Source organism: Pseudomonas sp. GW823-FHT03E05 (assembly GCF_058796855.1).
In genome coordinates this window covers 650,059-675,303 of sequence record NZ_JBXAJB010000003.1, presented here as the reverse complement: position 1 = coordinate 675,303, position 25,245 = coordinate 650,059, and the positions used below count along the sequence as shown (strand labels likewise).

Here is a 25,245-nt window from a genome sequence, read left to right as displayed (position 1 = left end):
TCCCCATGGCCGTCAAGAAAAGAGGTCTCGGACGTGGACTGGATGCACTGTTGAGTGGTCCGACTGTCAGCGCACTGGAAGAACAAGCGGTGCAGGCCGACCAGCGTGAGCTGCAACACCTGCCCCTGGACCTGATCCAGCGCGGCAAGTACCAGCCGCGTCGGGACATGGACCCGCAAGCGCTGGAAGAACTGGCGAATTCGATCAAGAGCCAGGGCGTGATGCAGCCGATCGTGGTCCGGCCCATCGGTGGTGGTCGTTTCGAGATCATTGCCGGTGAGCGCCGCTGGCGGGCCAGCCAGCAGGCCGGCCAGGAAACCATCCCGGCGATGGTCCGCGATGTGCCGGATGAAACCGCTATCGCCATGGCTCTGATCGAGAACATCCAGCGTGAAGATCTCAACCCCATCGAGGAGGCGGTGGCCCTGCAGCGCCTGCAGCAGGAATTCCAGCTGACTCAGCAACAGGTCGCCGAAGCCGTGGGCAAGTCCCGCGTCAGCGTGGCCAACCTGCTGCGCCTGATCGCCTTGCCTGAGGTGATCAAGACCATGCTGTCCCACGGCGACCTGGAAATGGGTCATGCCCGTGCATTGCTCGGATTGCCGGAAAATCAACAGGTTGAAGGGGCGCGACACGTTGTCGCACGAGGCCTCACCGTGCGCCAGACCGAGGCCCTGGTTCGCCAGTGGCTGAGCGGCAAACAGGAACCTGCTGAACCGGTCAAGCCAGACCCGGATATCGCCCGTCTCGAGCAGCGTCTGGCCGAGCGCCTGGGCTCTGCGGTGCAGATTCGCCACGGCAAGAAGGGTAAAGGTCAGCTGGTGATCGGCTACAACTCCCTGGATGAGCTGCAAGGCGTCCTCGCTCACATCCGCTGAAACATTTCCTTATGTAGCGCGCAGTCGGAAATCACTACCCGGCAGTTGAATAGGGGCTGAACCGCCCCTATACTCTGCGCGCATTTTGTCGGCACAAATTATGCCAAGTTAATGAATTCTGGCAGCCGACCCTTGAGGAGCAAGAGCGATGGAAACCCGCACGCCAAACCGCTTGCCGTTTCATCGCTTGGCGGTTTTTCCGGTTTTACTGGCTCAGTTGATCATTTTACTGATAGCCGCTCTGGCGCTCTGGCAATGGCGTGGAGTCGTAGCCGGATACTCAGGCCTTTGCGGAGGACTGATAGCCTTGCTACCCAATGTGTATTTCGCTCACAGGGCATTTCGGTTTTCCGGCGCCCGAGCGGCCCAAGCCATCGTCCGGTCTTTTTATGCCGGTGAGGCGGGCAAACTGATTTTGACGGCGGTGCTGTTTGCACTGACGTTTGCAGGTGTGAAGCCATTGGCGCCGCTGGCTGTATTCGGCGTCTTCGTGCTGACCCAACTGGTCAGCTGGTTCGCTCCCCTGCTAATGAGAACAAGACTTTCGAGACCTTAGGGCGTTTGAGGCAACCATGTCAGCAGAAACAACCGCTTCGGGCTATATCCAGCACCACTTGCAGAACCTGACCTTCGGTCAGCTACCCAATGGGAGCTGGGGCTTTGCCCACTCCGCAGCAGAAGCCAAGGAAATGGGCTTCTGGGCATTCCACGTCGATACCCTCGGCTGGTCTGTCGCACTGGGTGTGATCTTCATTCTTCTGTTCCGCATGGCGGCCAAGAAGGCGACTTCCGGCGTGCCGGGCGCTTTGCAGAATTTCGTTGAAGTCATGGTTGGCTTCGTCGATGGCAGCGTGAAGGACAGTTTCCACGGCCGCAGCCCGGTGATCGCACCGTTGGCACTGACCATTTTCGTCTGGGTGTTCCTGATGAACGCCATCGACCTGGTACCGGTGGACTGGATTCCACAACTGGCCATGTTGATCTCCGGCGACCAGCACATTCCGTTCCGTGCCGTATCCACCACTGACCCGAACGCCACCCTGGGCATGGCCCTGTCGGTGTTTGCGCTGATCATTTTCTACAGCATCAAGGTCAAGGGCATCGGCGGCTTCATCGGCGAACTGACCCTGCACCCGTTCGGCAGCAAGAACATCCTGGTTCAGGCGCTGCTGATTCCGGTGAACTTCCTGCTTGAATTCGTGACCCTGGTTGCCAAGCCGATCTCGTTGGCACTGCGTCTGTTCGGCAACATGTATGCCGGCGAACTGGTGTTCATCCTGATCGCTGTGATGTTCGGCAGCGGCCTGCTGTGGCTCAGCGGCATGGGTGTGGTTCTGCAATGGGCGTGGGCTGTGTTCCACATCCTGATCATCACCCTGCAGGCCTTTATCTTCATGATGCTGACCATCGTCTACCTGTCGATGGCGCACGAAGAGAACCATTAAGACCAGTCTCGACTAGTCTGATGTCCCTCTCGTTGCGGCGAGAGGGGGCCCGTCTCGGGTCAATGAAACGATTTGTTTTACCGCTTTAATCTAAAAAACCTAAACCATACGACGTAAAAGTCGGGAGGAAAGATGGAAACTGTAGTTGGTCTAACCGCTATCGCTGTTGCACTGTTGATCGGCCTGGGCGCACTGGGTACCGCAATTGGCTTCGGCCTGCTGGGCGGCAAGTTCCTGGAAGGCGCAGCGCGTCAGCCAGAAATGGTTCCAATGCTGCAAGTTAAAATGTTCATCGTTGCCGGTCTGCTCGACGCCGTAACCATGATCGGTGTTGGTATCGCTCTGTTCTTCACCTTCGCAAACCCCTTCGTTGGTCAACTCGCTGGCTAATCACTCGATTCTTCGAGTTGATTGGTGTGACGGACAACGAACGAGCGAGGTGTTGGCGTGAACATTAATGCAACCCTGATTGGCCAGTCCGTTGCGTTCTTAATTTTTGTATTGTTCTGCATGAAGTTCATTTGGCCTCCGGTCATTGCAGCTCTGCACGAACGTCAAAAGAAGATCGCGGATGGACTGGACGCTGCCAGCCGAGCAGCTCGTGACCTGGAACTGGCCCAAGATAAAGCGGGTCAGCAACTGCGCGAAGCTAAAGCTCAGGCAGCTGAAATCATTGAGCAAGCCAAGAAGCGCGGTTCTCAGATCGTCGACGAAGCCCGTGAACAGGCTCGTGTCGAAGCTGAACGTGTGAAGGCTCAGGCTCAGGCCGAGATCGAACAGGAACTGAACGGCGTCAAAGACGCGCTGCGCGCCCAACTGGGCAGCCTGGCAGTCAACGGCGCAGAGAAGATCCTGGGTGCCACAATCGATCAAAACGCGCACGCAGAGCTGGTTAACAAACTGGCTGCTGAAATTTAAGCGAGGGCGATCATGGCAGAACTGACCACGTTGGCCCGACCTTACGCTAAGGCGGCCTTCGAGCACGCTCAGGCCCACCAGCAGCTGGCCTCTTGGTCAGCCATGCTCGGCCTGGCTGCAGCGGTGTCACAAGATGACACCATGCAGCGCGTGCTTAAGGCCCCGCGACTGACGAGCGCAGAAAAGGCCAGCACTTTTATCGAAGTGTGTGGCGACAAGTTTGATGCACAGGCACAGAATTTCATTCACGTTGCCGCCGAAAACGACCGTCTCCTGCTGTTGCCGGAGATCTCCGCTCTGTTCGACCTGTACAAGGCCGAGCAAGAGAAATCGGTGGATGTGGATGTGACCAGTGCGTTCGCATTGAACCAAGAACAGCAAGACAAACTCGCCAAGGTTCTCAGTGCACGGCTCGGCCGGGAAGTGCGACTGCACGCTGCGGAGGATGCCAGCCTTATTGGTGGCGTCGTAATCCGCGCCGGCGACCTGGTTATCGATGGCTCGATTCGCGGCAAACTCGCGAACCTTGCCGAAGCATTGAAATCTTGAGTTTGAAGGGGCAGCAGAGCAATGCAGCAACTCAATCCTTCCGAAATAAGTGAAATTATCAAGGGCCGCATCGAAAAGCTCGATGTGACCTCCCAAGCCCGTAACGAAGGCACTGTCGTCAGCGTATCTGACGGCATCGTGCGGATTCACGGTCTGGCCGACGTTATGTACGGCGAGATGATCGAGTTTCCGGGCGGCGTCTACGGTATGGCCCTCAACCTGGAGCAAGACTCCGTAGGTGCCGTTGTATTGGGCGCGTACACCAGTCTGGCTGAAGGCATGAGCGCCAAGTGCACTGGCCGCATCCTGGAGGTTCCGGTTGGTAAGGAACTGCTGGGTCGCGTAGTCGACGCACTGGGTAACCCAGTTGACGGCAAAGGTCCGCTGAACAACACCGAGACCGACGCGGTCGAGAAAGTTGCTCCAGGCGTGATCTGGCGTAAGTCGGTAGACCAGCCTGTACAGACTGGCTACAAGGCTGTCGATGCCATGATCCCAGTCGGCCGTGGCCAGCGTGAGCTGATCATCGGTGACCGTCAGATCGGTAAGACCGCTCTGGCGATCGACGCGATCATCAACCAGAAAGACAGCGGCATTTTCTGCGTCTACGTGGCTATCGGTCAGAAGCAATCGACCATCGCCAACGTGGTTCGCAAGCTCGAAGAAAACGGTGCACTGGCTAACACCATCATCGTTGCAGCGAGCGCTTCGGAATCTGCAGCACTGCAGTTCCTGGCTCCGTACTCCGGTTGCACCATGGGCGAATACTTCCGTGACCGCGGTGAAGACGCGCTGATCGTTTATGACGATCTGTCCAAGCAAGCAGTGGCCTACCGCCAGATTTCCCTGCTGCTGCGCCGTCCACCAGGCCGTGAAGCCTACCCAGGTGACGTGTTCTATCTCCACTCCCGTCTGCTGGAGCGCGCATCCCGCGTTTCCGAAGAGTACGTAGAGAAGTTCACCAACGGTGCAGTGACTGGCAAGACCGGTTCCCTGACCGCTCTGCCGATCATCGAAACCCAGGCTGGCGACGTTTCCGCGTTCGTTCCGACCAACGTGATCTCCATCACCGACGGTCAGATCTTCCTGGAATCGGCCATGTTCAACTCCGGGATCCGTCCTGCTGTGAACGCCGGTGTTTCGGTATCCCGTGTGGGTGGTGCCGCTCAGACCAAGATCATCAAGAAGCTGTCCGGTGGTATCCGTACCGCTCTGGCTCAGTACCGTGAACTGGCGGCATTCGCCCAGTTCGCTTCTGACCTGGACGAAGCGACCCGTAAGCAACTTGAGCATGGTCAGCGCGTTACCGAGCTGATGAAGCAGAAGCAATATGCGCCGATGTCCATCGCCGACATGTCCTTGTCCCTGTATGCCGCTGAACGTGGCTTCCTGACGGACGTCGAGATTGCCAAAGTTGGTAGCTTCGAACAGGCCATGATTGCTTACTTCAACCGCGATCACGCCGACCTGATGGCGAAGATCAACGTGAAGGGTGACTTCAATGACGAAATCGACGCTGGCCTGAAAGCCGGTATCGAGAAGTTCAAAGCCACCCAAACCTGGTAAGCCGCAGCGGGAGCCGCAAGGCTCCCGCTTGCTAACCTGATAGGTGTTACATGGCAGGCGCAAAAGAGATTCGCAGTAAGATTGCGAGCATCAAAAGCACGCAAAAAATTACCAGCGCCATGGAAAAAGTGGCGGTCAGCAAAATGCGCAAGGCACAAATGCGCATGGCTGCTAGCCGTCCTTATGCGGAGCGCATCCGCCAGGTTATTGGTCATCTGGCCAACGCCAACCCGGAATATCGTCACCCGTTCATGATCGACCGTGCTATCAAGCGCGTCGGTTACGTTGTGGTGAGCAGTGACCGTGGTCTGTGTGGTGGCTTGAACACCAACCTGTTCAAGGCCCTGGTCAAGGACATGGCGGTAAACCGCGAACAAGGCGTCGAGATCGATCTGTGTGTGGTCGGTAGCAAGGGTGCGGCCTTCTTCCGCAACTTCGGCGGTAACGTCGTTGCAGCTATCAGCCATCTGGGTGAAGAGCCGTCGATCAATGATCTGATCGGCAGCGTCAAGGTGATGCTGGATGCGTACCTGGAAGGCCGGATTGACCGCCTGTCCGTGGTATCCAACAAGTTCATCAACACCATGACCCAGCAGCCGACCGTGGAGCAGTTGATTCCACTGGAGGCAACCCCGGATCAAGAACTCAAGCACCACTGGGACTACCTCTACGAACCGGATGCCAAGGAGCTGCTGGACGGCTTGATGGTCCGTTACGTGGAGTCGCAGGTCTACCAGGCGGTGGTCGAGAACAACGCAGCTGAACAAGCGGCGCGGATGATCGCAATGAAGAACGCTACCGACAACGCCGGTGATTTGATCAGCGATTTGCAGCTGATCTACAACAAGGCGCGTCAGGCTGCGATCACCCAAGAGATCTCGGAAATCGTCGGCGGCGCTGCCGCGGTTTAACGGTTCAAATATTCAGAGGATCCAGCTATGAGTAGCGGACGTATCGTTCAAATCATCGGCGCCGTTATCGACGTGGAATTTCCACGCGACAGCGTACCGAGCATCTACGACGCCTTGAAGGTTCAAGGCGCCGAAACCACTCTGGAAGTTCAGCAGCAGCTGGGCGACGGCGTGGTGCGTACCATTGCGATGGGCTCCACCGAAGGCTTGAAGCGCGGTCTGGACGTCAACAACACTGGCGCAGCCATCTCCGTACCGGTCGGTAAAGCGACCCTGGGCCGGATCATGGACGTACTGGGCAACCCAATCGACGAAGCCGGTCCTATCGGTGAAGAAGAGCGTTGGGGCATCCACCGTCCAGCACCTTCCTTTGCAGAACAGGCAGGCGGCAACGACCTGCTGGAAACCGGGATCAAGGTAATTGACCTGGTTTGCCCGTTCGCCAAGGGCGGTAAAGTCGGTCTGTTCGGTGGTGCCGGTGTAGGCAAGACCGTAAACATGATGGAACTGATCCGTAACATCGCCATCGAGCACAGCGGTTATTCCGTGTTCGCCGGTGTGGGTGAGCGTACTCGTGAGGGTAACGACTTCTACCACGAGATGAAGGACTCCAACGTTCTGGACAAAGTGGCACTGGTCTACGGCCAGATGAACGAGCCGCCGGGAAACCGTCTGCGCGTAGCCCTGACCGGCCTGACCATGGCCGAGAAGTTCCGTGACGAAGGTAACGACGTTCTGCTGTTCGTCGACAACATCTACCGTTACACCCTGGCCGGTACCGAAGTATCCGCACTGCTGGGCCGTATGCCTTCCGCAGTAGGCTACCAGCCGACCCTGGCTGAAGAGATGGGCGTTCTGCAAGAACGTATCACTTCGACCAAGCAAGGCTCGATCACCTCGATCCAAGCGGTATACGTACCTGCGGACGACTTGACCGACCCGTCGCCAGCGACCACCTTCGCCCACTTGGACGCCACCGTCGTTCTGTCCCGTGACATCGCTTCCCTGGGTATCTACCCAGCGGTAGACCCACTGGACTCGACTTCCCGTCAGCTGGACCCGAACGTGATCGGCAACGAGCACTACGAAACCGCTCGCGGCGTTCAGTATGTACTGCAGCGTTACAAAGAGCTGAAGGACATCATTGCGATCCTGGGTATGGACGAGCTGTCGGAAACCGACAAGCAGTTGGTATCCCGCGCTCGTAAGATCCAGCGCTTCTTGTCGCAGCCGTTCTTCGTGGCTGAAGTCTTCACTGGTTCTCCAGGCAAATACGTTTCCCTGAAAGACACCATCGCTGGCTTCAAAGGCATCCTCAACGGTGACTACGACCACCTGCCAGAACAAGCGTTCTACATGGTCGGCGGCATCGACGAAGCGATCGAGAAAGCCAAGAAACTGTAATCCCGGCGCCCGGCAACGGGCGCTAATTTAGGTTGAGGCAAGCAGATGGCTATGACAGTCCATTGCGATATCGTCAGCGCGGAAGGGGAAATCTTCTCCGGTCTGGTGGAGATGGTGGTTGCGCACGGTGAACTGGGTGATCTTGGTATCGCTCTGGGTCACGCACCGCTGATCACCAACCTGAAGCCAGGTCCGATCCGCTTGATCAAGCAGGGCGGGGAAGCCGAGGTGTTCTACATCTCCGGTGGTTTCCTCGAGGTTCAGCCGAACATGGTCAAGGTTCTTGCCGACACCGTGCAACGTGCTGCCGACCTGGACGAAGCCTCCGCTCAGGAAGCCGTCAAGGCTGCTGAGAAGGCCCTGAATGAAAAAGGCGCAGATTTCGACTACGGTTCTGCTGCTGCACGTCTGGCCGAGGCCGCAGCTCAGCTGCGTACCGTCCAGCAGATCCGCAAGAAGTTCGGCGGCTAAGTCGCAGGCTTTCTGTGTGATTGATTAAAAAGGGTAGCCTCGGCTACCCTTTTTATTTTCCGCCATTCACCCCCCTCTTGGTCGCAGTCTGACCTTCCAGGATTGGTAGCCAGTCATGTCTCTCGAAATCGTTATCCTCGCCGCAGGCCAGGGCACCCGCATGCGTTCGGCGCTGCCCAAGGTTCTTCACCCGGTCGCCGGCAACTCCATGCTCGGGCATGTTATCCACAGCGCCCGGCAACTCGACCCACAGCGTATCCATGTGGTGATCGGCCACGGTGCCGATGCGGTGCGCGAGCGGCTGGACGCCGACGACCTGAATTTCGTGCTGCAGGACAAGCAACTGGGCACCGGCCATGCGGTGGCCCAGGCCGTGCCTTTTATCACTGCTGACACGGTGCTGATCCTCTACGGCGACGTGCCGCTGATCGAAGTCGAGACCCTGCAGCGCCTGCTCAAGCAGGTGGGGCCGGAGCAACTGGGCCTGCTTACCGTCGAGCTGGACGACCCTACCGGCTACGGGCGCATCGTTCGTGATGCCGACGGCAAAGTCGTCGCCATTGTCGAGCAGAAGGATGCTGACGAAGCCACCCGCGCCATCACCGAAGGCAACACCGGCATTCTCGCAGTGCCCGGCAAGCGCCTGGGCGACTGGACCGGCCGGCTGTCCAACAACAACGCCCAGGGCGAGTACTACCTCACCGACGTGATCGCCATGGCGGTCAGCGACGGCCTGATCGTCGCCACCGAGCAGCCCCACGACGCCATGGAAGTGCAGGGCGCCAACGACCGCAAGCAACTGGCCGAGCTGGAGCGGCACTACCAGCTGCGGGCCGGCCGCCGGTTGATGGCCCAGGGCGTGACCTTGCGCGACCCGGCACGTTTTGATGTGCGTGGCGAAGTCATTGTTGGCCGTGATGTGCTGATCGACATCAACGTGATTCTCGAAGGCCGGGTAGTGATCGAGGACGACGTGGTGATCGGCCCCAACTGCGTGATCAAGGACAGCACCCTGCGCAAGGGCGCGGTGATCAAGGCCAACAGCCACCTCGATGGCGCGGTGATGGGCGAGGGCAGCGATGCCGGTCCGTTCGCCCGGCTGCGTCCCGGTACCGTGCTGGAAGCCAGGGCTCATGTGGGTAACTTCGTCGAACTGAAGAATGCCCACCTGGGCCAGGGTGCCAAGGCCGGCCACCTGACCTACCTGGGCGACGCGGTGATCGGTGCGCGCACCAACATTGGCGCCGGCACCATCACCTGCAACTACGATGGGGTGAACAAGCACAAGACGATCATGGGCGAAGACGTGTTCATCGGCTCCAACAACTCGTTGGTAGCACCTGTGGATATCTCCTCCGGCGCCACCACGGCTGCCGGTTCCACCATCACCCAGGATGTGGCCCCGGCTCAACTGGCGGTCGGCCGCGCCCGGCAGAAGAACATCGATGGCTGGAAACGGCCGGAGAAGATCAAGAAGGACTGAGGTTATCCACAACCGCGGAACCCTGTTCGCCGGCAAGCTGGCTCTTACACCCATCTGTAGGAGCCGGCTTGCCGGCGATTTTTTTCACCTGCGCGCTTGACGAAGTTTCGATCTTGGGTTTTTATTGCTTCCGTTATCTTTCGAATCGAAACTTAAAGCCATCATGTCAAAACGCAACACACCTCAACGTCGCCACAATATCCTCGCCTTGCTCAATGAACAGGGCGAAGTGAGCGTTGACGAGTTGGCCAAGCGTTTCGAAACCTCTGAAGTTACGATTCGAAAGGACCTGGCCGCTCTGGAGAGCAATGGCTTGCTGCTGCGCCGTTACGGTGGAGCGATCACCATGCCCCAGGAACTGGTCAGCGATATTGGCCAGCCCGTATCCCTCTACAAGCAGGCCATTGCCCGCGCTGCGGTGCAGCGTATCCGTGAGCATGCCCGGATCATCATCGACAGTGGCAGCACCACCGCCGCGATGATCCCCGAGCTGGGCCTGCAGCCTGGCCTGGTGGTCATGACCAACTCGTTGAATGTGGCCAACGCCCTGAGCGAGCTGGAGCACGAACCGGTGCTGTTGATGACCGGTGGCACCTGGGACCCGCATTCCGAGTCCTTCCAGGGCCAGGTGGCCGAGCAGGTTCTACGCTCATATGACTTCGACCAGCTGTTTATCGGTGCCGATGGCATCGATCTGGCCCGTGGCACTACCACTTTCAACGAACTGCTGGGTTTGAGCCGGGTCATGGCTGAAGTGGCCCGGGAAGTGGTGGTGATGGTCGAATCCGACAAGATCGGCCGCAAGATTCCCAACCTGGAGCTGCCGTGGAGCAGCGTCCATACCCTTATTACCGATGATCGCCTGCCCTTAGAGGTCCGCGACCAGATCCAGGCCCGCGGCATAACTCTGATTTGCGCGGCTGTCAGCTAGGAGAGAAACCATGTGTGGAATTGTTGGCGCCGTTGCTGAACGCAATATCACCGCCATTTTGCTGGAAGGCCTCAAGCGCCTCGAATACCGCGGCTACGACAGCGCCGGTGTGGCGGTCTATACCAATGCCGGCAAGCTGGAGCGCATGCGGCGCCCGGGCAAGGTCAGCGAACTGGAGCAGGCCCTGGCCAGTGAGCCGCTGGTCGGCCGCCTGGGCATCGCCCACACCCGCTGGGCCACCCACGGTGCGCCATGCGAACGTAATGCCCACCCGCATTTCTCCGGCGACCTGGCGATCGTGCACAACGGCATCATCGAGAACCACGAAGCCTTGCGCGCTCAGCTCGGCGCCCTGGGTTACGAGTTCACTTCGGACACCGACACCGAAGTCATCGCCCACTTGCTGAACCACAAGCTCAAGGACCTGGGAGACCTCACCAAGGCCCTCAAGGCCACCGTCAAGGAGCTGCATGGTGCCTACGGCCTGGCCGTGATCAGCGCCAGCCAGCCGGACCGCCTGGTTGCGGCCCGCAGCGGCAGCCCGCTGGTGATCGGCCTGGGCCTGGGGGAAAACTTCCTCGCCTCCGACCAGTTGGCCCTGCGCCAGGTCACCGACCGCTTCATGTACCTGGAAGAAGGGGATATCGCCGAAATCCGCCGCGACAGCGTGCAGATCTGGGACATCAACGGCAAGGCCGTGGAACGCGAAGCGGTGCAGTACCGCGATGGCGCCGAAGCGGCAGAGAAGGGCGAGTTCCGCCACTTCATGCTCAAGGAAATCCACGAGCAGCCATCCGTGGTGCAGCGCACCCTGGAAGGCCGCCTGAGCGCCAACCAGGTATTGGTCCAGGCCTTCGGTCCGCAAGCCGCCGAGCTGTTCGCCAAGGTGCGCAATGTGCAGATCGTCGCCTGCGGCACCAGCTACCATGCCGGCATGGTCGCCCGTTACTGGCTGGAAGAACTGGCCGGCATCCCCTGCCAGGTGGAAGTGGCCAGCGAGTTCCGCTACCGCAAGGTGGTGGTGCAGCCCGATACCCTGTTCGTGACCATCTCCCAGTCCGGCGAAACCGCCGACACTTTGGCCGCTCTGCGCAATGCCAAGGAGCTGGGCTTCCTCGCCAGCCTGGCGATCTGCAACGTCGGCATCAGCTCCCTGGTGCGTGAATCGGACCTGACCCTGCTGACCCAGGCCGGTCGCGAGATCGGCGTGGCCTCCACCAAGGCCTTCACCACCCAGTTGGTGGGCCTGCTGCTGCTGACCCTGTCCCTGGGCCAGGTACGTGGCACCCTGGCCGCCGGCGTGGAAGCCGAGCTGGTGGAAGAGCTGCGTCGCCTGCCGATCCGCCTGGGCGAAGCCCTGGCCATGGATGGCGTGGTGGAAAAAACGGCCGAGCTGTTTGCCGACAAGCACCACACCCTGTTCCTCGGCCGTGGTGCCCAGTACCCGGTGGCGATGGAAGGCTCGCTCAAGCTCAAGGAGATTTCCTACATCCACGCCGAAGCCTATCCGGCCGGCGAGCTCAAGCACGGCCCCCTGGCGCTTGTGGATAACGACATGCCGGTGGTTACCGTGGCACCGAACAACGAGCTGCTGGAAAAGCTCAAGTCCAACCTGCAGGAAGTGCGCGCCCGTGGCGGCGAGCTGATCGTGTTCGCCGACGAGCAGGCCGGCATGACCAATGGCGAAGGCACCCACGTGATCCAGATGCCGCACATCCACGACATCCTCTCGCCGATCCTCTACACCATCCCGCTGCAGCTGCTGTCCTACTACGTGGCCGTGCTCAAGGGCACCGACGTCGACCAGCCGCGCAACCTCGCCAAGTCGGTGACCGTGGAGTGAGTTATCCACAGTGACCGCCCAGGTGCTCGCTCTTGCAACAAGGCGCTCCAGATGAGCGCCTTGTTGCAGGGGGCTGCTTCACATGGCGCCGACTCAGTTGGGCGCTAGCAGCGAGCGAAAGCGTGAATCGCTGCGGGTTGGGGCCAGGGTGTACAGCTGTTCTTTCTTGTCGATCCAGGTGTAGAGCGCGTATTCCTTGTCGCTGTCACCAACGTGTTTGCCTAGGCCATAAACCGAAAGATGACTGCTCGGGGTATTGCCATACGTGTAGAACATTGAGCAGGTGCGGTTACGTTGTTTGTCGCGCCAGGTGTAGTGATGGACAGCTTGATTGCCAATGTACAGGGGCTCGCCATCCACCGTCAGGTTGCCACGATCAAGGCGATCGAAGAGGAAGTTCATGGCTTCGATCTCGAAACCATCATGGTTGAATTGGTCAAGGTTGCCGACCAGCGTGATTGCAGGATTCAAAGTGGGCATATCAGGCCTCTCTCTACTGTGATGGGTTGCCAAATTGGCAAGCCCATCTCAGCGCCATGCCGCTGCCAGCATCAGTAGGAAACAATTCCGCGACAGCATTCGGGGCGATATTTCCTTGGGCTGGCGAGACAGTCTTTAATCTTCACTATCACTCAAGTGATGGTCCTGGATCATCGAAGCTGACACAGCAAGAGGGGAGCCCAGCCGGGCTCCCCTCTTTGTTATTTCCCTTTGCCTGCCTGCAGCGCTCGTCGCTCAGGCGTGGCGGTGCTGAACAGCGCTCAGCGCGAATGCTGTATCGAAACAATGTCGCCAGTCGACGCGTCGATATCCACCCTGAACATTGCCTGGTCACGCTGACGGCTGAACATGCAGGTAAAGATGCTGGGCGAAACCTGCGGGAACTGCTCGAACCAGCTGTAGATACCTGCTTCGAGCTGGCCATTGATCAGTAACTGGTCGGCAATCCTGATCTGTTGCTGGCGGTCGCCGGAGACCACGTAGAGGGTTGCGGCCACGCCCGTATCGTCATCGTTCCACAGGATGGCCAGGTGTTGCCGATCCGGCACCACGATCGCCAGCAGGCCGCGGCTGTTGACCACGCTCAGGAGCTGTTCCTGCCAGCGCCAGCGAGCCTCGACGACCCGGCAAGGAGACCACCCCAGGGCGATCATCTGGTCCACCGTCATGTTTTCGTCGATGACCTTGCCGTCTTCGCGGATCCGCTCGAAATCACTAATCACAACTTTCACTCCACAGGCAGCACACCAGGCGTGCCGACAATTTTCAGATTCCTGTCACCGACGAACTCCACCTGCTGCACGCCGCCCTTGTAGTTCTCCAGCGGGCCGGTGATACCACTGTGAATCTTTTGCGGTGCGGTGGTTTCGACGGTGATCACATGGGATACGTCTGTCTTGAATCGATCGAGGATCACCAGTTTATCCCGAGCATAGGCCTGGCTGGGAATCGGCTCGGGGGCGGCGAAACCTCCGAAGGCTGGCTTGCCCTGCATGATGGCTTCGGCCTGGCCCTTGGCGACGACCATCTGGTATTGCCTTCCCGGTGGCACTATTTCGGTCTTGACCTGGGTGCCTTCCAGCCAAGCCGGCAAGTTGCCCTCGGCGACCATCGCCTCGTTGACCTGGGCGGCCGTGCGCACCTCGAGCACCTGCGACTGGTTGGCCAGTCGCGCGGCATTGCGTTCGGCGCTCAACTTGGCCATTTTCGGCCCGGCGCCGAGCAGCGCCAGGCCGGCGATACCTTGCAGCAGGTCACGGTAGCCCGGGCCGAGCCGGTCGCCGAGCTGGCCCAGCAACTCCATGCCCCCATAGATCGCGGCCCCCACCGCCACGGTGGTCAGCAGGGCCGCGAGGCCGGCCATGGCGGCCAGCACCAGCGCGCCGGCGGCGGCGACCAGGCCCAGCGCCTCCAGGCCGGTATGCAGCCAGCCCTCGATATCCAGCACGAATTCCACCTGCAGCGTCGGACCGCCGATGAAGGTGTTCGGGCTACCGGACTTGATATGCGCGCCGCAGGTCATCTTGCTGCTCAGTCGCGCCGCCGGCTTGCCGTTGATATACACGGTAGCGCTGCCTTCGGCGATGGTGACCGGGAAGGGCCAGGGGGGATGCGCCACAGGAAAGCCGGTACAGGAACTGGACACGTCCTCGCCGGCACGCATGGCATTGCGCAAGTTGACGAATACGTTGGGACTGCCCCTTATGAGTTCACCGGTGGTTGGCTCGGGCAGATCGAAGATGGTCGACAGCCCCTTCACCAGCTGGAACATCGACAGGCCACCGGCGGCGACCGAACCCGCCAGGATCACCACCGCCAGGCCGCCTGTTGCCGCGGTCGCCGCAATGATGGCCGCGCCAATGAGAGCGCCTGCGACCGCGCCGGCGAGCATGGCAGCAACTCCGAATCCATGGGCGATGTCGTCGCCCAACCGCGCTGCGGCCTGTACATCCATGCTGAGACTCCGCCTGCGATGCGATACGCATCTTCCCTGGGGCCAGTGGGTGGCCCGAGCGGCGGATTATCAAAGAGTAACCGGGGGCGCGGCAAGAGCTGGAAGGCAGTCTGTCGTCACAGGGGACCACTCGCGCTTCACGCCGCCGGCGGGAAGGAACCAACCGGCTGGGGTGCACCCTTGTCCTTGCTCGCCTGTCCGCGTTGGATCTTCGAAAAACAATTGAAATCAGAGCGTTATTTTTGTGCGACAGTTTTGGTTCTGCGAATCCACTGCGAGTGCCAGTGGACGCCCCGGCGAATCCCGACTTGTGCACAGGCCGGAATTTTTTTAGCGCTAATGGAAAACCAATGACACTTCGCCTGATTCATGGATGGATGATCGTTCTGATGGTGGCTGTCCTGGGCCTGGGAGTCCTGACCCCAGTGCTCTCCAACAGCCTCTTGCTGCTGATGGACCGAACCAATTTCATTCCTGCTGAATCGTCCATCTGGACCTTTGAACCGACCCTGATCAACCAGGGTTCCTCTTCCTATTGGCTATACGGTGAAGATCAGCAGTACTACTTCTATTTTTCCTACGCCCAAGACCAACCTTACCGGTTGATTGCCAAAACCAACCGTTGCCCCGGATTTGACAAGCACGAGGTGCAGACCTGGTGCGCTCCCTGACGTCGTGGCCGTGGATTATGCTGCGCGTGCGGGGCGCCTGTCGGGCGGGCGCTGCCAGGTGAGATAAGACATGGACAGGTTTCAGGAAATGCAGGTGTTCGTCTGTGTCGCCCAGGAGCAGGGGTTCGCCGCGGCTGCGCGGCGCCTTAACCTGTCGGCGGCCAGCGTCACCCGGGCCGTGGCAGCCCTCGAACAGCGCATCGGCACCCAGTTGCTGGTGCGCACCACCCGCAAGGTGCACCTGAGCGAAGCCGGGCAACGTTATCTGGAGGACTGCCGACGCATTCTCGCCGAGGTCCAGGATGCCGAGGCCTCGGCCGCCGGCATCCACGCCCAGCCACGGGGGCAACTGAGCCTGACTGCGCCGGTGCTGTTCGGCGATCTGTTCGTCACCCCGCTGCTGGTGCGCTATCTGCAACGTTATCCACAGGTCAGCGTCAACGCCTTGCTGGTGGACCGAGTGGCGAACATGGTGGATGAAGGCATCGATGTGGCGGTGCGCATCGGCGAATTGCCGGACAGCGGCCAGCACAGCATCCGAGTAGGCCAGGTGCGCCGGGTGGTCTGTGCAGCCCCCGGATTCCTGGCGGCCCATGGTTGCCCCCAGCACCCCGATGACCTGCGCCAGGCTCCGCTGATTGCGCCATCCTCCACCGGCCAGGCGCGCCACTGGCAATTCAACGACGCTGGGCGCGCTCTGAGCCTGCGCCCGGAACCGCGGCTGCTGGTGAGCGCCAACCAGGCCGCCATCAGTGCCGCCTGCCTGGGGCTGGGCCTGACCCGGGTGCTGTCCTATCAGGTGGCCGATCAGGTCGCTGCCGGCCAGTTGCAGATCGTGCTGGCGGATTTCGAGCTGCCGCCCTTGCCGATCCACGTGGTGTACCAGGGCGGTCGCAAGGCGCCGGCGCGGGTACGCAGCTTTGTCGATTTCGCCGTGCAGGCCCTGCGCGAGCATCCATCGCTCAATACTTGATCAGCTTTATTGCGCTGGCTGAAATGCCGGATTGCGATTTCTGGTGATTCTGTTGTTTTGCGTCATGGACCAAGATGGCCCTGCCAGCGCGGCCCTTCGACCGCGTCCCAGCCTGCGGAGTCGAGCATGTCCCTGCTTCCCATCAAGTTCTACAACTTTCCCCGGTCCGGCCACGCTCACCGCGTCGAGCTGATGCTGTCGCTGCTGGACCTGCCTACCGAAACCATCTTTGTCGACCTGGCCCAGGGTGCCCACAAGCAGCCCGAATTCCTGGCCCTCAACGCCTTTGGCCAAGTACCGGTGATCGATGACCAGGGCACGGTGCTGGCGGACTCCAACGCGATCCTGGTGTACCTGGCGCAACGCTATGGCCGCGGCCGCTGGTTGCCCACCGACCCGGTGGGCGCGGCGCAGGTACAGCGCTGGTTGTCGGTGGCGGCGGGGCCGATCGCCTTCGGTCCGGCGGCGGCGCGACTGATCACGGTGTTCGGCGCCACCTTCAATGCCGAGGAGGTCATTGCCCGCGCCCACGGCCTGCTCAAGGTGATGGACCAGGAACTGGCGAACCGGCCGTTCCTGGTGGGTGAACAGGCGACCATCGCCGACGTCGCCGGCTACAGCTATATCGCCCACGCGCCGGAGGGCAACGTGTCCCTGGCCGATTATCCCAACGTGCGGGCCTGGCTGGCGCGGATCGAGGCCTTGCCGGGCTTCGTGCCCATGCCGTCCACGGCGGCGGGGCTCAAAAGCGCCTGAGGCGCACCTGCGGAGGCAGCACCATGAGCAGCAGTTCCCCCTGGCATGCCGGCGAGCGGCAGTTGCAGGCCCGGGCCGGAGTGGCCGAGCGCATGGAGGCCTTTGGCACCAAGGTGATCCGCCAGGCGATGCCGGATCAGCACCGGCAGTTCTACGGGCAGTTGCCGTTCATCCTGGTGGGCGCGGTGGATGCCCAGGGCAACCCCTGGGCGAGCATTCTCGAAGGCCCGCCCGGTTTCGCCCAGGCCCCCGAGGCGACCCGGCTGCGCCTGGGCAGCCTGCCGGCCGCCGACGACCCCGTGCAGTTGCAGGAAGGTGCGGCCCTGGGCTTGCTGGGCATTGAACTGCACACCCGGCGGCGCAACCGCCTCAATGGCCGGGTCAGTGCTGTGGACCGCCACGGCTTCAGCGTGGCGGTGCAACAGGCGTTCGGCAATTGCCCGCAATACATCCAGCAGCGCGAGCTGCAGCAGGTGCCCTTGAGCGACCCCGCCAGCCGGCCGGCACAGTATCGCGACGGCCTGGATCCTGAGGCTCGGGCCCTGATCGGTGGCGCCGACACTTTCTTTGTCGCCAGCTACGTCGACCTGGACGGCCAGCGCTCGGTGGATGTGTCCCACCGTGGCGGCCAGGTCGGGTTCGTCCGGGTCGAGGGCAATTGCCTGACCATCCCGGATTTTGCCGGCAACCTGCACTTCAACACCCTGGGCAACCTGCTGCTCAACCCCCGGGCCGGCTTGTTGTTCATCGACTTTCCCAGCGGTGAGCTGCTGCAGCTCAGTGGCCGCACCGAAATCATCCACGACGGGCCGCTGGTCAAGGCCTTCCAGGGCGCCGAGCGGTTGTGGCGCTTTACCGTGGAGCGGCTGGTACGGCGCCCGGCGGCGCTGTCCCTGCGTTGGCAGTTGCAGGGTTTTTCCCCCAACAGCCTGCTGACCGGCAGTTGGCCGCAAGCCGAGGCTCGGCTGCGCGCCACGGCCCTGGGCCAGCAGTGGCGGCCATTGCGGGTGACCCGGATCGAGGACGAAAGCAGCAGCATTCGCTCCTTCTACCTGGAACCGGCGGATGCAGCCGGCTCCCCGAGCTTTGTGCCCGGCCAGCACCTGCCCGTGCAGGTCGTGCTCGACGGCCAGCCGCTGATTCGCACCTACAGCCTGTCCAGCGCGCCTTCCGATGACTTTCTGCGTATCAGCGTCAAGCGCGAGGGCCAGGTTTCCCGCCACCTGCATCAGGCACTCAAGGTCGGCGACTTGCTGCAGGCCCGCGCCCCACAGGGGCGTTTCACTGCCGATGCGCTGTCGTCACAGCCACTGGTGCTGCTGGCGGCCGGGGTCGGCATCACACCGTTGCTGTCGATGCTGCGGGAGGTGCTGTACCAGGGCCTGCGCACCCGGCATACCCGGCCCACCTGGTTGATCCAGGGTTCGCGCACGCTTGCCGAGCAACCCTTTGCCAAGGAGCTGCAAACCCTGCTGGCGCAGGCTGGGGATTCAGTGCGGCTGCTGCGCCTGCTCAGCCAGCCGGAAGCCGGGGTCCGGCCGGGTGCTGGCTTCGATCATTGCGGGCGCATCGATGTGCAACTGCTGCTGGCGCAACCGGACCTGGATCTTGACCGCGCAGACTTCGTGCTCTGCGGCCCCGGGGCCTTTACCCAGGGCCTGTACGACAGCCTGCGGGACCTGGATATCGACGACCGGCAGATCCATGCCGAAACCTTCGGCCCTTCGACCCTGCGCCGCCGGCCGGACCCCGAGGCCGTGCCCTTTGCCCAACAGCCTGCCGCCACCCGGGCCGTGGCGGTGCGGTTCCAGCAGGCCGGCCGGGAGCTGTCCTGGGAGCCGGCCAGCGGCAGCCTGCTGCAACTGGCGGAGAGCGCCGGCCTGCATCCGCCATTCAGTTGCCGTGGCGGCTCCTGCGGCACTTGCCAGACCCGGTTGATCAGCGGCCAGGTGAATTATCCACAGGTGCCTGCACAGTTACCGGAACCGGGGCAGGTGCTGATCTGCTGCGCGGTGCCGGCGGCTGTGGATAACCTGGTGCCAGCGTTGGTGCTGGACCTGTAGAAGCGGGAAAAAACTCCTTGCGGCGATTGCTGCCAACCGCACTGCTGCGTAGGCTGGCGGCTGCTTTGTCGCGGTAGTTGCGGGTTGTAAGTGAGAGGTGAAGGCCCTGCGGTTCTTTTCGCTGCCTCGCGGGCCCGGCAGCGGCTACAGGCGATGTCGATCAGGTGTATGGCGCCCGGTATTCCGGGGCTTTTGCGTTAAAGGGAATCAACGATTCATGCTCCCCCGGGTTTTGCTCCGTCTTTGCGCCGTGCTGGTCTGCGGGCTGCTGCTCAATGCCTGTCGTCATGAAGAGGGGCCGCCGCTGGATCAGCAACTCTATATCTGGCAACGCCAGTGGACCCCGGCCCACGCCGACGCCCTGGCAGGCTCGCGGGCGGACTTTTCCACCGTCCGAGTGCTGGCCCTGCAGGCTTTTCCACAGGCCGGCTGGAGCCGGGCGCGGATCGACGCCGCCTTGCTCAAGCAAGACGGTCGCCCGCTGATTGCGGTGGTGCGCCTGGATGGCCAACTGCCGTCCCTGAACCAGGACGACATCCTCCAGCAGGTGCAGCAACTGCTGGCCGACTGGCAAGGGCAGGGCCTGACCCTGGCCGGCCTGGAGATCGACCACGATGCCGGCAGCGCCCGGCTGCCGGCCTATGCCGGGCTCCTGCGGCGGCTGCGCGAGGTGCTGCCGCAGCAGCTGGCCCTGAGCATCACCGCGCTGCCCGCCTGGCTCGACAGCCGCGAGTTGCCCGGGCTGCTGGCTCAGGTCGACAGCAGCGTGCTCCAGGTACATGCGGTCAGCGACCCCCGGCGCGGGCTGTTCGACCCGCACCAGGCTGAACAATGGGCCAGGCGCTGGGCTGGGGTCAGCGACAAGCCGTTCTACCTGGCCCTGCCTGCCTACGGCGTGGCCTTGCTGCCCGGCACCGCCCAGGCTCCAGTGGTGGAAAGCGAGGCGCCCATTGCGCGCCGGGGCCAGCGCCGGGAGCTGATGGCCGACCCCGAGCAACTGAGCCAACTGGCCAAGATCCTGCGCAATGATCCGCCGGCCCATCTGGCCGGGCTGATCTGGTTTCGCCTGCCGCTCAAGGGCGATGTCCGCGCCTGGAGCCTGGATACCCTGCGCGCGGTGGCCCGTGGAGACGTGCTGGACAGCCGCATGGGCATCAGCCTGCAGGAGCAGGACGGTCTCTTCGATATCCGCTTGGACAACCCGGGCAATCTCGACCGCCCTTTGCCTGAACAACTGACCCTGGCCGTTGCCCAATGCGACGGATTCGACGGGCTGGGCGGTTATTCCGCCGAGCTGCGTGACGGCCAGCTGCTATTGACCCGCCAGCAGGCCGGCCGTCTGGCGGCGGGCGGCACCCGGGCCGTGGGCTGGGCCCGCTGTACAAAAATTGACCAAGGAGCTGCACATGTTCGTCCCTAGATCCCGCTACCTGCTGTGCCTGAGCCTGTGCCTGCCCTTGGCCCCGGCCCTGGCCTGCGGTCCGACCTTCCCCATGCGCCTGCTGGAGGATCGCCCGCAGACCCTGGCGCAGTTGCCGGAAGGCAGCTTCCAGTTCGAAGTGTCCCGCCTGGGCAAGCCCATCGTCGGGCTCAAGCCAGTGGTCAAGGATGCCTTCAGCCGCGATTACAACCTGCCTGACAGCTACGAGGTGCAGGCGCGCAACTGGGCGGAACAGCAAGGGCTGGACGACGCCCAGAAAGCCCTGGTCGGGCAGTTGCGCACGCTCAATGACGGGCGCGTGGCGGAGCAGCAAGGGGCCAGCCTGCCGCCGCAGATCAACCTCTACACCGCGGGCGCAGTGGCCTTCGGCGCCGGGGATCATGAGCTGGCGGCGGAGTATTTCCGCAAGGTGCTGGCGCTGCCCGCCGAGCAGCGGGCGCTGCGCAGTACCTGGGCCGCCTACTCCCTGGGCCGGGCCCTGCAAGCCATCAGTGAAGAAGCCAACGAGCTGGACGACCAGGGGCGCAGCGACACCTTGCTGGCGGCGCGCCAGGCCTTCGTCCAGACCCGCCAACTGAGCATCGACGGCTTCAGCGACCCCCTGGAGCTGGGCATCGCCAGCCTGGGAGAAGAGGCGCGCATTCTGAAGAACCAGAACCACTGGAGCGAGGCCATCGATCTGTATGCCAGCCAGAACCTGCTGGGGTCGGAGGTCGGCTACAGCTCGCTGAAGCAGGTGGTGGGCGAGTTGGGCGGCCTGTCGGACGCGCAATTGCTGGAGCAGCTCAAGCAGCCCTCGGTGGCGCGCTTGCTCACGGCTTCACTGGTTTCGCACCAGGGCTGGTCCTTCGGTGAAAAGCCGGAGGCCGAGCAAAAACTGATCAAGCTGCTGAGCCAGGGCACCGCCGGCACCTTCGACAACGCCGATCGCCTGGCGGCGCTGAATTACCAGAACGGCGATTTCGCCACCACCCGGTTGCTGCTCGAGCATGCCGGCGACGGTGGCCTGGCCTGGTGGCTGCGGGCCAAGCTGGCCGTGCGCGACGGCGACAAGGCTGCGGCCGCAGCCGCTTACGCCAAGGCCGCCGCGGCTTTCCCCCGGGACGAGAGCTGGGGCTTTCGCGGCGACTACGACGGCAACTATGAAGACCTCAAGCCGGGCTGCCGGGTAGAAGGCGAAAGCGCCGTGCTGGCCCTGGACCGTGGCGACTATGTGCAGGCGTTCGAGCTGCTCTACCGCAGTGGCGACATTTACTGGCACGACGCGGCAACCGTGGCTGAGCGAGTGCTGACCCTGGATGAACTCAAGCATTTCGTCGACGCCCAGGTTCCGGCGCCGCCGCTCGTCCCCCAGCAGCCCGATGCCTACTACGAGAGCCTGCCGATTGCCGCCCAGGTGCGCGAACTGCTGGGCCGGCGGCTGTTGCGCGAGGGCCGCTACGAAGAGGGCTGGGGCTACTTCTACACCCCCGAGCGCCAGGCGATCGCCAAGGCCTACGGCGAGTACCGGCGCAGCGCCGAGTCGGCCTGGCTGCCAACCCGGCGAGCCGAGGCCTATTACCAGGCGGGCAAGCTGGCACGGGCGTCGGGGATGGAGATCCTCGGCTACGAGATGGGTCCGGACTACCACAGCCTGTGGGGCAGCTACAGCCTGGAAATCCCGCCGGTACAGGCTGGCCCGCTGATCAGCGCCGACGAAGTGCAGCGCCAGCAGGCCACCACTGCCGAACCCGATGTGCGCTACCACTATCGCTACGTGGCCGGCGAGCTGGGCAACCAGGCGGCGGACTTCCTGCCCCACACCAGCCAGGCCTATGCCGCGGTGCTGTGCAAGGCGGCGCGCTGGACCCGGGGCAGCGATGCCGAGATCGAGTACTACCGGCGTTATGTGCAGAACGGTCCCTTTGTGGAGTGGGCCGGCAACTTCGGCATGAACTGTGAGGAACCGGACTTCGGCAGCGCCAACAAGCGCTACCTGACCCAGTGGCTGGACGCATCCCGTTCCGCGGTGGCCGAGCACAGGCTGGCTGCCGGCGCCGGTGCCGGCGCCGGTGCCGGCGTGCTGCTGTTGGGGGCGGCCTACCTGTTCCGACGCCGCCGCGCGGTGTCCTCGCACAAGGCGACATAAAGGCGTGCCCAGGATCCTGTAGCCGCTGCCGCAGGCTGCGTACGAGCTGGGCGGCACTCCGACGCAGCGGTCGCGGCGATCTCTGGGGCGAATATTTTGCCGGGGATCGCCAGGCAAGGTCCTGCGGACCTTCGCGCAGCTTCGCCGAGGCTCGGCAGCGGCTACAGGTGCCGTCAGGCCTGCTGGACGAACGTCAGGCGCAGGGCGAAGCCGATCAGCAGGCTGCCGAACAGCCATTGCTGCACTCGTTGCGCCGACGGGCTGCGCTGCATCCAGCGGCCCAGCCCGGCACCGGCCAGGGCGTAGCAGCAGTCGAACAGGCCGCCCACGGCCACCAGCAGCACCCCCAGGGTCATGAATTGCGGGACCACCGCACCGGCCTGGGGATCGACGAACTGCGGCAGCAGTACCGAACAGAACAGCAATGCCTTGGGGTTCAGCAGGTTGGTCAACAGGCCGCGCTGGATCGCCTCGCGCCAGCGCAGGGGCGTGGCTGCGGCGGTGCCGGGCTCAAGGTTGGGCAACAGGTTCGCCCGCAGGCACTGGATACCAATCCACAGCAGGTAGGCGGCGCCCGCCAGGCGTACCAGGTCGAAGGTCCAGGGCGCGGCCTTGAACAGCGCCGCCAGGCCCAGTGCGGCCAGGGCCACATGGCAGCCGCGGGACAGGGCCAGGCCCAGCGCGGTGGCCAGAGCCTGGGCCTTGCCCTGGCGGGCGCCGGTTTGCAGCAGCAGGATCATGTCGGGGCCGGGCAGCAGGTAGACCACCGCCAGAGCCAGGAAATACATCCACAGTTGCGCCACCTTGCACCCCCTTCGTTGTCGAGTCGGTGCGCCCAGTTTAGGGCCACAGGGCAGGGCAGGTGCTTGCGTAATCAACCAACGGAAAAGCTGAAATTGGCATAATGTTCCACTAATGAACGGAATCACCATCTGGATATGCCAAACATGAAACTTGATGCCTATGACCGCAAGATCCTCGCCGCGCTGCAGCGCGATGGTCGCCTGAGCAACGTGCAGCTGGCCGAAGAGATCGGTCTGTCGCCGTCACCCTGCCTGCGCCGGGTGCGCATGCTGGAAGAGGCCGGGGTGATCCGTGGCTACCAGGCCACCCTGGACCGCGACGAGGTGGGCCTGGGGCTGACCGTGTTCGTCGGGGTCAAGGTGGAGCGACACAACGATGCCGAGGCCGAAGCCTTCCGCCAGGCGGTATTGCAGTTGCCGGAGGTGATCTCGGCGTTCCTGGTATCGGGTGAATCGGATTTCCTGCTGCAAGTGGTGGTCCCGGACCTGCGTGGCTATGACCGCTTCCTGACCGGCCACTTGCTGAAGATCCCCGGGGTCAGCGACATCCGCAGCAACTTCGCGATTCACACGGTGAAAACCCCGGGGCCCCTGCCATTGGGGCATCTACCGGGCTGAAGGGTTCAGGTCCACCAGTAGCGCACCAGGTGGAAGAAGATCGGCGCGGCGAAACACACCGAATCCAGGCGATCGAGCATGCCGCCGTGGCCCTCGATCATGTGCCCCCAGTCCTTGACCCCGCGATCGCGCTTGATCGCCGACATGACGATGCCGCCGGCAAAGCCCAGCAGGTTGATCAGCAGGGCGATGAGGAATGACTGCCAGACATTGAACGGGGTGATCCAGAACAGCGCCCCGCCGATCATCGAAGCCAGCAGGATGCCGCCGACAAAGCCTTCCACGGTCTTGGACGGCGACAGGTTGGGGGCGATCTTGCGCTTGCCGAAGAGTTTTCCACAGACGTACTGCAGCACGTCCGAGAGCTGCACCACGATCACCAGGTAAGCGATCAGCAGCAGGTTGCGGCCTTCATAGCCGGCGATGTCCAGGGTCAGCAGGGCGGGCACGAAGGACACGCAGAACACCGCGATCATCAGCCCCCACTGGACCTTGGAGGCACGCTCCAGGAAGTGCGTGCTGTCGCCACCGAGCGACGCGAGGATCGGCAGCAGCAGGAACACGTAGACCGGAATGAAGATCGAGAACAGCCCGTACCAGTCGGAGTAGATCAGCAGGTATTGCAGGGGCAGGGCCAGGTAGAAGGCCGCCACCAGGGCCGGATAGTCGCTGCGCCGGGTCGGGGTCAGGGTGAGGAACTCGCGCAGGGCGTAGAACGACACCGCATAGAACAGCAGGATCACCGCCGCGGTGCCGAGCCAGAAGGCGATACCGATCACCAGCACCATCACCCACCAGGCATTGATCCGCGCATTGAGGTTGTCGATCACCGGGTTGGGCGCGCCACGGGTGCGCCACTGGAGGATGAAACCGATCAGCGAGGCCAGCACCAGAATGGCGCCGATGCCGCCGAATAACATCAGGGTCTGCTTATCCAT

The 25,245-nt window shown here is 62.5% G+C and carries 25 protein-coding genes; 20 read left to right on the top strand and 5 right to left on the bottom strand.

The features are described from left to right. Window positions 1-5: 5 nt before the first annotated feature. The 13 genes from AC1RCO_RS16110 (at window position 6) to glmS (ending at window position 12,399) form a co-directional block, all read left to right on the top strand. Window positions 6-878 carry a ParB/RepB/Spo0J family partition protein gene (locus AC1RCO_RS16110; protein ID WP_011064387.1) on the top strand — a complete coding sequence of 291 codons (873 nt, stop codon included), beginning with the start codon at window positions 6-8 and terminating at the stop codon, window positions 876-878. 148 nt (window positions 879-1,026) lie between these two features. Beyond that, window positions 1,027-1,434, top strand: coding sequence for a F0F1 ATP synthase subunit I (locus AC1RCO_RS16105; protein ID WP_015637573.1), 408 nt, complete (start codon window positions 1,027-1,029; stop codon window positions 1,432-1,434). Between the two features lie 16 nt (window positions 1,435-1,450). Beyond that, window positions 1,451-2,323 carry a F0F1 ATP synthase subunit A gene (atpB, locus tag AC1RCO_RS16100; RefSeq protein ID WP_011064386.1) on the top strand — a complete coding sequence of 291 codons (873 nt, stop codon included), beginning with the start codon at window positions 1,451-1,453 and terminating at the stop codon, window positions 2,321-2,323. Window positions 2,324-2,455: 132 nt separating this feature from the next. Continuing rightward, complete coding sequence (gene atpE, locus AC1RCO_RS16095; protein WP_002555987.1) at window positions 2,456-2,713, top strand: F0F1 ATP synthase subunit C; 258 nt, start codon at window positions 2,456-2,458, stop codon at window positions 2,711-2,713. A gap of 57 nt (window positions 2,714-2,770) precedes the next feature. Then, window positions 2,771-3,241: a F0F1 ATP synthase subunit B gene (locus AC1RCO_RS16090; protein ID WP_011064385.1), complete on the top strand. Its 471-nt coding sequence runs from the start codon at window positions 2,771-2,773 to the stop codon at window positions 3,239-3,241. 12 nt (window positions 3,242-3,253) lie between these two features. Beyond that, the gene (locus AC1RCO_RS16085; protein WP_011064384.1) at window positions 3,254-3,790 is read left to right on the top strand and encodes a F0F1 ATP synthase subunit delta; all 537 of its coding nucleotides are present in this window, start codon (window positions 3,254-3,256) and stop codon (window positions 3,788-3,790) included. A gap of 21 nt (window positions 3,791-3,811) precedes the next feature. Next, complete coding sequence (gene atpA / locus AC1RCO_RS16080; RefSeq protein ID WP_011064383.1) at window positions 3,812-5,356, top strand: F0F1 ATP synthase subunit alpha; 1,545 nt, start codon at window positions 3,812-3,814, stop codon at window positions 5,354-5,356. Between the two features lie 50 nt (window positions 5,357-5,406). After that, window positions 5,407-6,267 (top strand): F0F1 ATP synthase subunit gamma, encoded by an 861-nt coding sequence (atpG, locus tag AC1RCO_RS16075; protein WP_011064382.1) that lies wholly within the window; start codon window positions 5,407-5,409, stop codon window positions 6,265-6,267. Between the two features lie 27 nt (window positions 6,268-6,294). Then, the gene (gene atpD / locus AC1RCO_RS16070; protein WP_011064381.1) at window positions 6,295-7,671 is read left to right on the top strand and encodes a F0F1 ATP synthase subunit beta; all 1,377 of its coding nucleotides are present in this window, start codon (window positions 6,295-6,297) and stop codon (window positions 7,669-7,671) included. A gap of 45 nt (window positions 7,672-7,716) precedes the next feature. Continuing rightward, on the top strand, window positions 7,717-8,142 hold the full coding sequence (locus AC1RCO_RS16065) for a F0F1 ATP synthase subunit epsilon (protein WP_011064380.1): 426 nt from the start codon (window positions 7,717-7,719) through the stop codon (window positions 8,140-8,142). A 115-nt stretch (window positions 8,143-8,257) separates the two neighbouring features. Next, window positions 8,258-9,625: a bifunctional UDP-N-acetylglucosamine diphosphorylase/glucosamine-1-phosphate N-acetyltransferase GlmU gene (glmU, locus tag AC1RCO_RS16060; RefSeq protein ID WP_258718080.1), complete on the top strand. Its 1,368-nt coding sequence runs from the start codon at window positions 8,258-8,260 to the stop codon at window positions 9,623-9,625. Between the two features lie 160 nt (window positions 9,626-9,785). Then, window positions 9,786-10,556: a DeoR/GlpR family DNA-binding transcription regulator gene (locus AC1RCO_RS16055; protein WP_169892547.1), complete on the top strand. Its 771-nt coding sequence runs from the start codon at window positions 9,786-9,788 to the stop codon at window positions 10,554-10,556. A 10-nt stretch (window positions 10,557-10,566) separates the two neighbouring features. Further along, window positions 10,567-12,399, top strand: coding sequence for a glutamine--fructose-6-phosphate transaminase (isomerizing) (glmS, locus tag AC1RCO_RS16050; RefSeq protein ID WP_019095991.1), 1,833 nt, complete (start codon window positions 10,567-10,569; stop codon window positions 12,397-12,399). 93 nt (window positions 12,400-12,492) lie between these two features. Here glmS and AC1RCO_RS16045 read toward each other — a convergent pair whose 3' ends face one another. The 3 genes from AC1RCO_RS16045 to AC1RCO_RS16035 form a co-directional block, all read right to left on the bottom strand. Then, complete coding sequence (locus tag AC1RCO_RS16045) at window positions 12,493-12,879, bottom strand: hypothetical protein (protein WP_015637570.1); 387 nt, start codon at window positions 12,877-12,879, stop codon at window positions 12,493-12,495. Window positions 12,880-13,160: 281 nt separating this feature from the next. After that, window positions 13,161-13,622 carry a hypothetical protein gene (locus AC1RCO_RS16040; RefSeq protein WP_011064375.1) on the bottom strand — a complete coding sequence of 154 codons (462 nt, stop codon included), beginning with the start codon at window positions 13,620-13,622 and terminating at the stop codon, window positions 13,161-13,163. 5 nt (window positions 13,623-13,627) lie between these two features. Then, window positions 13,628-14,854, bottom strand: coding sequence for a PAAR domain-containing protein (locus AC1RCO_RS16035; protein ID WP_015637569.1), 1,227 nt, complete (start codon window positions 14,852-14,854; stop codon window positions 13,628-13,630). 350 nt (window positions 14,855-15,204) lie between these two features. Between AC1RCO_RS16035 and AC1RCO_RS16030 the strand changes: the two genes are divergently transcribed. From AC1RCO_RS16030 to AC1RCO_RS16005, 6 genes are all read left to right on the top strand, one after another. Beyond that, on the top strand, window positions 15,205-15,525 hold the full coding sequence (locus AC1RCO_RS16030) for a hypothetical protein (protein ID WP_011064373.1): 321 nt from the start codon (window positions 15,205-15,207) through the stop codon (window positions 15,523-15,525). Between the two features lie 70 nt (window positions 15,526-15,595). Further along, entirely contained in the window at window positions 15,596-16,498 is a 903-nt protein-coding gene (locus tag AC1RCO_RS16025) for a LysR family transcriptional regulator (protein WP_072451919.1), read from the top strand. Window positions 16,499-16,624: 126 nt separating this feature from the next. Next, window positions 16,625-17,254: a glutathione S-transferase family protein gene (locus AC1RCO_RS16020; RefSeq protein ID WP_011064371.1), complete on the top strand. Its 630-nt coding sequence runs from the start codon at window positions 16,625-16,627 to the stop codon at window positions 17,252-17,254. Window positions 17,255-17,277: 23 nt separating this feature from the next. Beyond that, window positions 17,278-19,317: a pyridoxamine 5'-phosphate oxidase family protein gene (locus AC1RCO_RS16015; RefSeq protein ID WP_492617863.1), complete on the top strand. Its 2,040-nt coding sequence runs from the start codon at window positions 17,278-17,280 to the stop codon at window positions 19,315-19,317. 217 nt (window positions 19,318-19,534) lie between these two features. Beyond that, a complete protein-coding gene (locus AC1RCO_RS16010; RefSeq protein ID WP_492617862.1) occupies window positions 19,535-20,737 on the top strand; it encodes a DUF3142 domain-containing protein in 1,203 nt (400 codons plus the stop codon). Further along, window positions 20,724-22,886 (top strand): hypothetical protein, encoded by a 2,163-nt coding sequence (locus AC1RCO_RS16005; protein WP_492617861.1) that lies wholly within the window; start codon window positions 20,724-20,726, stop codon window positions 22,884-22,886. The genes AC1RCO_RS16010 and AC1RCO_RS16005 overlap by 14 nt, the downstream gene beginning before the upstream one ends. 173 nt (window positions 22,887-23,059) lie before the next feature. Here AC1RCO_RS16005 and AC1RCO_RS16000 read toward each other — a convergent pair whose 3' ends face one another. Continuing rightward, window positions 23,060-23,674, bottom strand: a complete 615-nt coding sequence (locus AC1RCO_RS16000) for a LysE family translocator (protein ID WP_015637564.1) — start codon at window positions 23,672-23,674, stop codon at window positions 23,060-23,062. 159 nt (window positions 23,675-23,833) lie between these two features. Between AC1RCO_RS16000 and AC1RCO_RS15995 the strand changes: the two genes are divergently transcribed. Then, window positions 23,834-24,307 (top strand): Lrp/AsnC family transcriptional regulator, encoded by a 474-nt coding sequence (locus AC1RCO_RS15995; RefSeq protein ID WP_011064366.1) that lies wholly within the window; start codon window positions 23,834-23,836, stop codon window positions 24,305-24,307. A 5-nt stretch (window positions 24,308-24,312) separates the two neighbouring features. Here AC1RCO_RS15995 and AC1RCO_RS15990 read toward each other — a convergent pair whose 3' ends face one another. Continuing rightward, on the bottom strand, window positions 24,313-25,245 hold the full coding sequence (locus AC1RCO_RS15990) for a phosphatidate cytidylyltransferase (RefSeq protein ID WP_011064365.1): 933 nt from the start codon (window positions 25,243-25,245) through the stop codon (window positions 24,313-24,315).

Coding starts and splice junctions, on each gene's coding strand:
- AC1RCO_RS16110 (WP_011064387.1), top strand. CDS start 6: ATGGCCGTCAAGAAAAGAGGTCTCGGACGTGGACTGGATGCACTGTTG.
- AC1RCO_RS16105 (WP_015637573.1), top strand. CDS start 1,027: ATGGAAACCCGCACGCCAAACCGCTTGCCGTTTCATCGCTTGGCGGTT.
- atpB (WP_011064386.1), top strand. CDS start 1,451: ATGTCAGCAGAAACAACCGCTTCGGGCTATATCCAGCACCACTTGCAG.
- atpE (WP_002555987.1), top strand. CDS start 2,456: ATGGAAACTGTAGTTGGTCTAACCGCTATCGCTGTTGCACTGTTGATC.
- AC1RCO_RS16085 (WP_011064384.1), top strand. CDS start 3,254: ATGGCAGAACTGACCACGTTGGCCCGACCTTACGCTAAGGCGGCCTTC.
- atpA (WP_011064383.1), top strand. CDS start 3,812: ATGCAGCAACTCAATCCTTCCGAAATAAGTGAAATTATCAAGGGCCGC.
- atpG (WP_011064382.1), top strand. CDS start 5,407: ATGGCAGGCGCAAAAGAGATTCGCAGTAAGATTGCGAGCATCAAAAGC.
- atpD (WP_011064381.1), top strand. CDS start 6,295: ATGAGTAGCGGACGTATCGTTCAAATCATCGGCGCCGTTATCGACGTG.
- AC1RCO_RS16065 (WP_011064380.1), top strand. CDS start 7,717: ATGGCTATGACAGTCCATTGCGATATCGTCAGCGCGGAAGGGGAAATC.
- glmU (WP_258718080.1), top strand. CDS start 8,258: ATGTCTCTCGAAATCGTTATCCTCGCCGCAGGCCAGGGCACCCGCATG.
- glmS (WP_019095991.1), top strand. CDS start 10,567: ATGTGTGGAATTGTTGGCGCCGTTGCTGAACGCAATATCACCGCCATT.
- AC1RCO_RS16045 (WP_015637570.1), bottom strand. CDS start 12,879: ATGCCCACTTTGAATCCTGCAATCACGCTGGTCGGCAACCTTGACCAA.
- AC1RCO_RS16035 (WP_015637569.1), bottom strand. CDS start 14,854: ATGGATGTACAGGCCGCAGCGCGGTTGGGCGACGACATCGCCCATGGA.
- AC1RCO_RS16030 (WP_011064373.1), top strand. CDS start 15,205: ATGACACTTCGCCTGATTCATGGATGGATGATCGTTCTGATGGTGGCT.
- AC1RCO_RS16025 (WP_072451919.1), top strand. CDS start 15,596: ATGGACAGGTTTCAGGAAATGCAGGTGTTCGTCTGTGTCGCCCAGGAG.
- AC1RCO_RS16020 (WP_011064371.1), top strand. CDS start 16,625: ATGTCCCTGCTTCCCATCAAGTTCTACAACTTTCCCCGGTCCGGCCAC.
- AC1RCO_RS16015 (WP_492617863.1), top strand. CDS start 17,278: ATGAGCAGCAGTTCCCCCTGGCATGCCGGCGAGCGGCAGTTGCAGGCC.
- AC1RCO_RS16010 (WP_492617862.1), top strand. CDS start 19,535: ATGCTCCCCCGGGTTTTGCTCCGTCTTTGCGCCGTGCTGGTCTGCGGG.
- AC1RCO_RS16005 (WP_492617861.1), top strand. CDS start 20,724: ATGTTCGTCCCTAGATCCCGCTACCTGCTGTGCCTGAGCCTGTGCCTG.
- AC1RCO_RS16000 (WP_015637564.1), bottom strand. CDS start 23,674: ATGTATTTCCTGGCTCTGGCGGTGGTCTACCTGCTGCCCGGCCCCGAC.
- AC1RCO_RS15995 (WP_011064366.1), top strand. CDS start 23,834: ATGAAACTTGATGCCTATGACCGCAAGATCCTCGCCGCGCTGCAGCGC.
- AC1RCO_RS15990 (WP_011064365.1), bottom strand. CDS start 25,245: ATGGATAAGCAGACCCTGATGTTATTCGGCGGCATCGGCGCCATTCTG.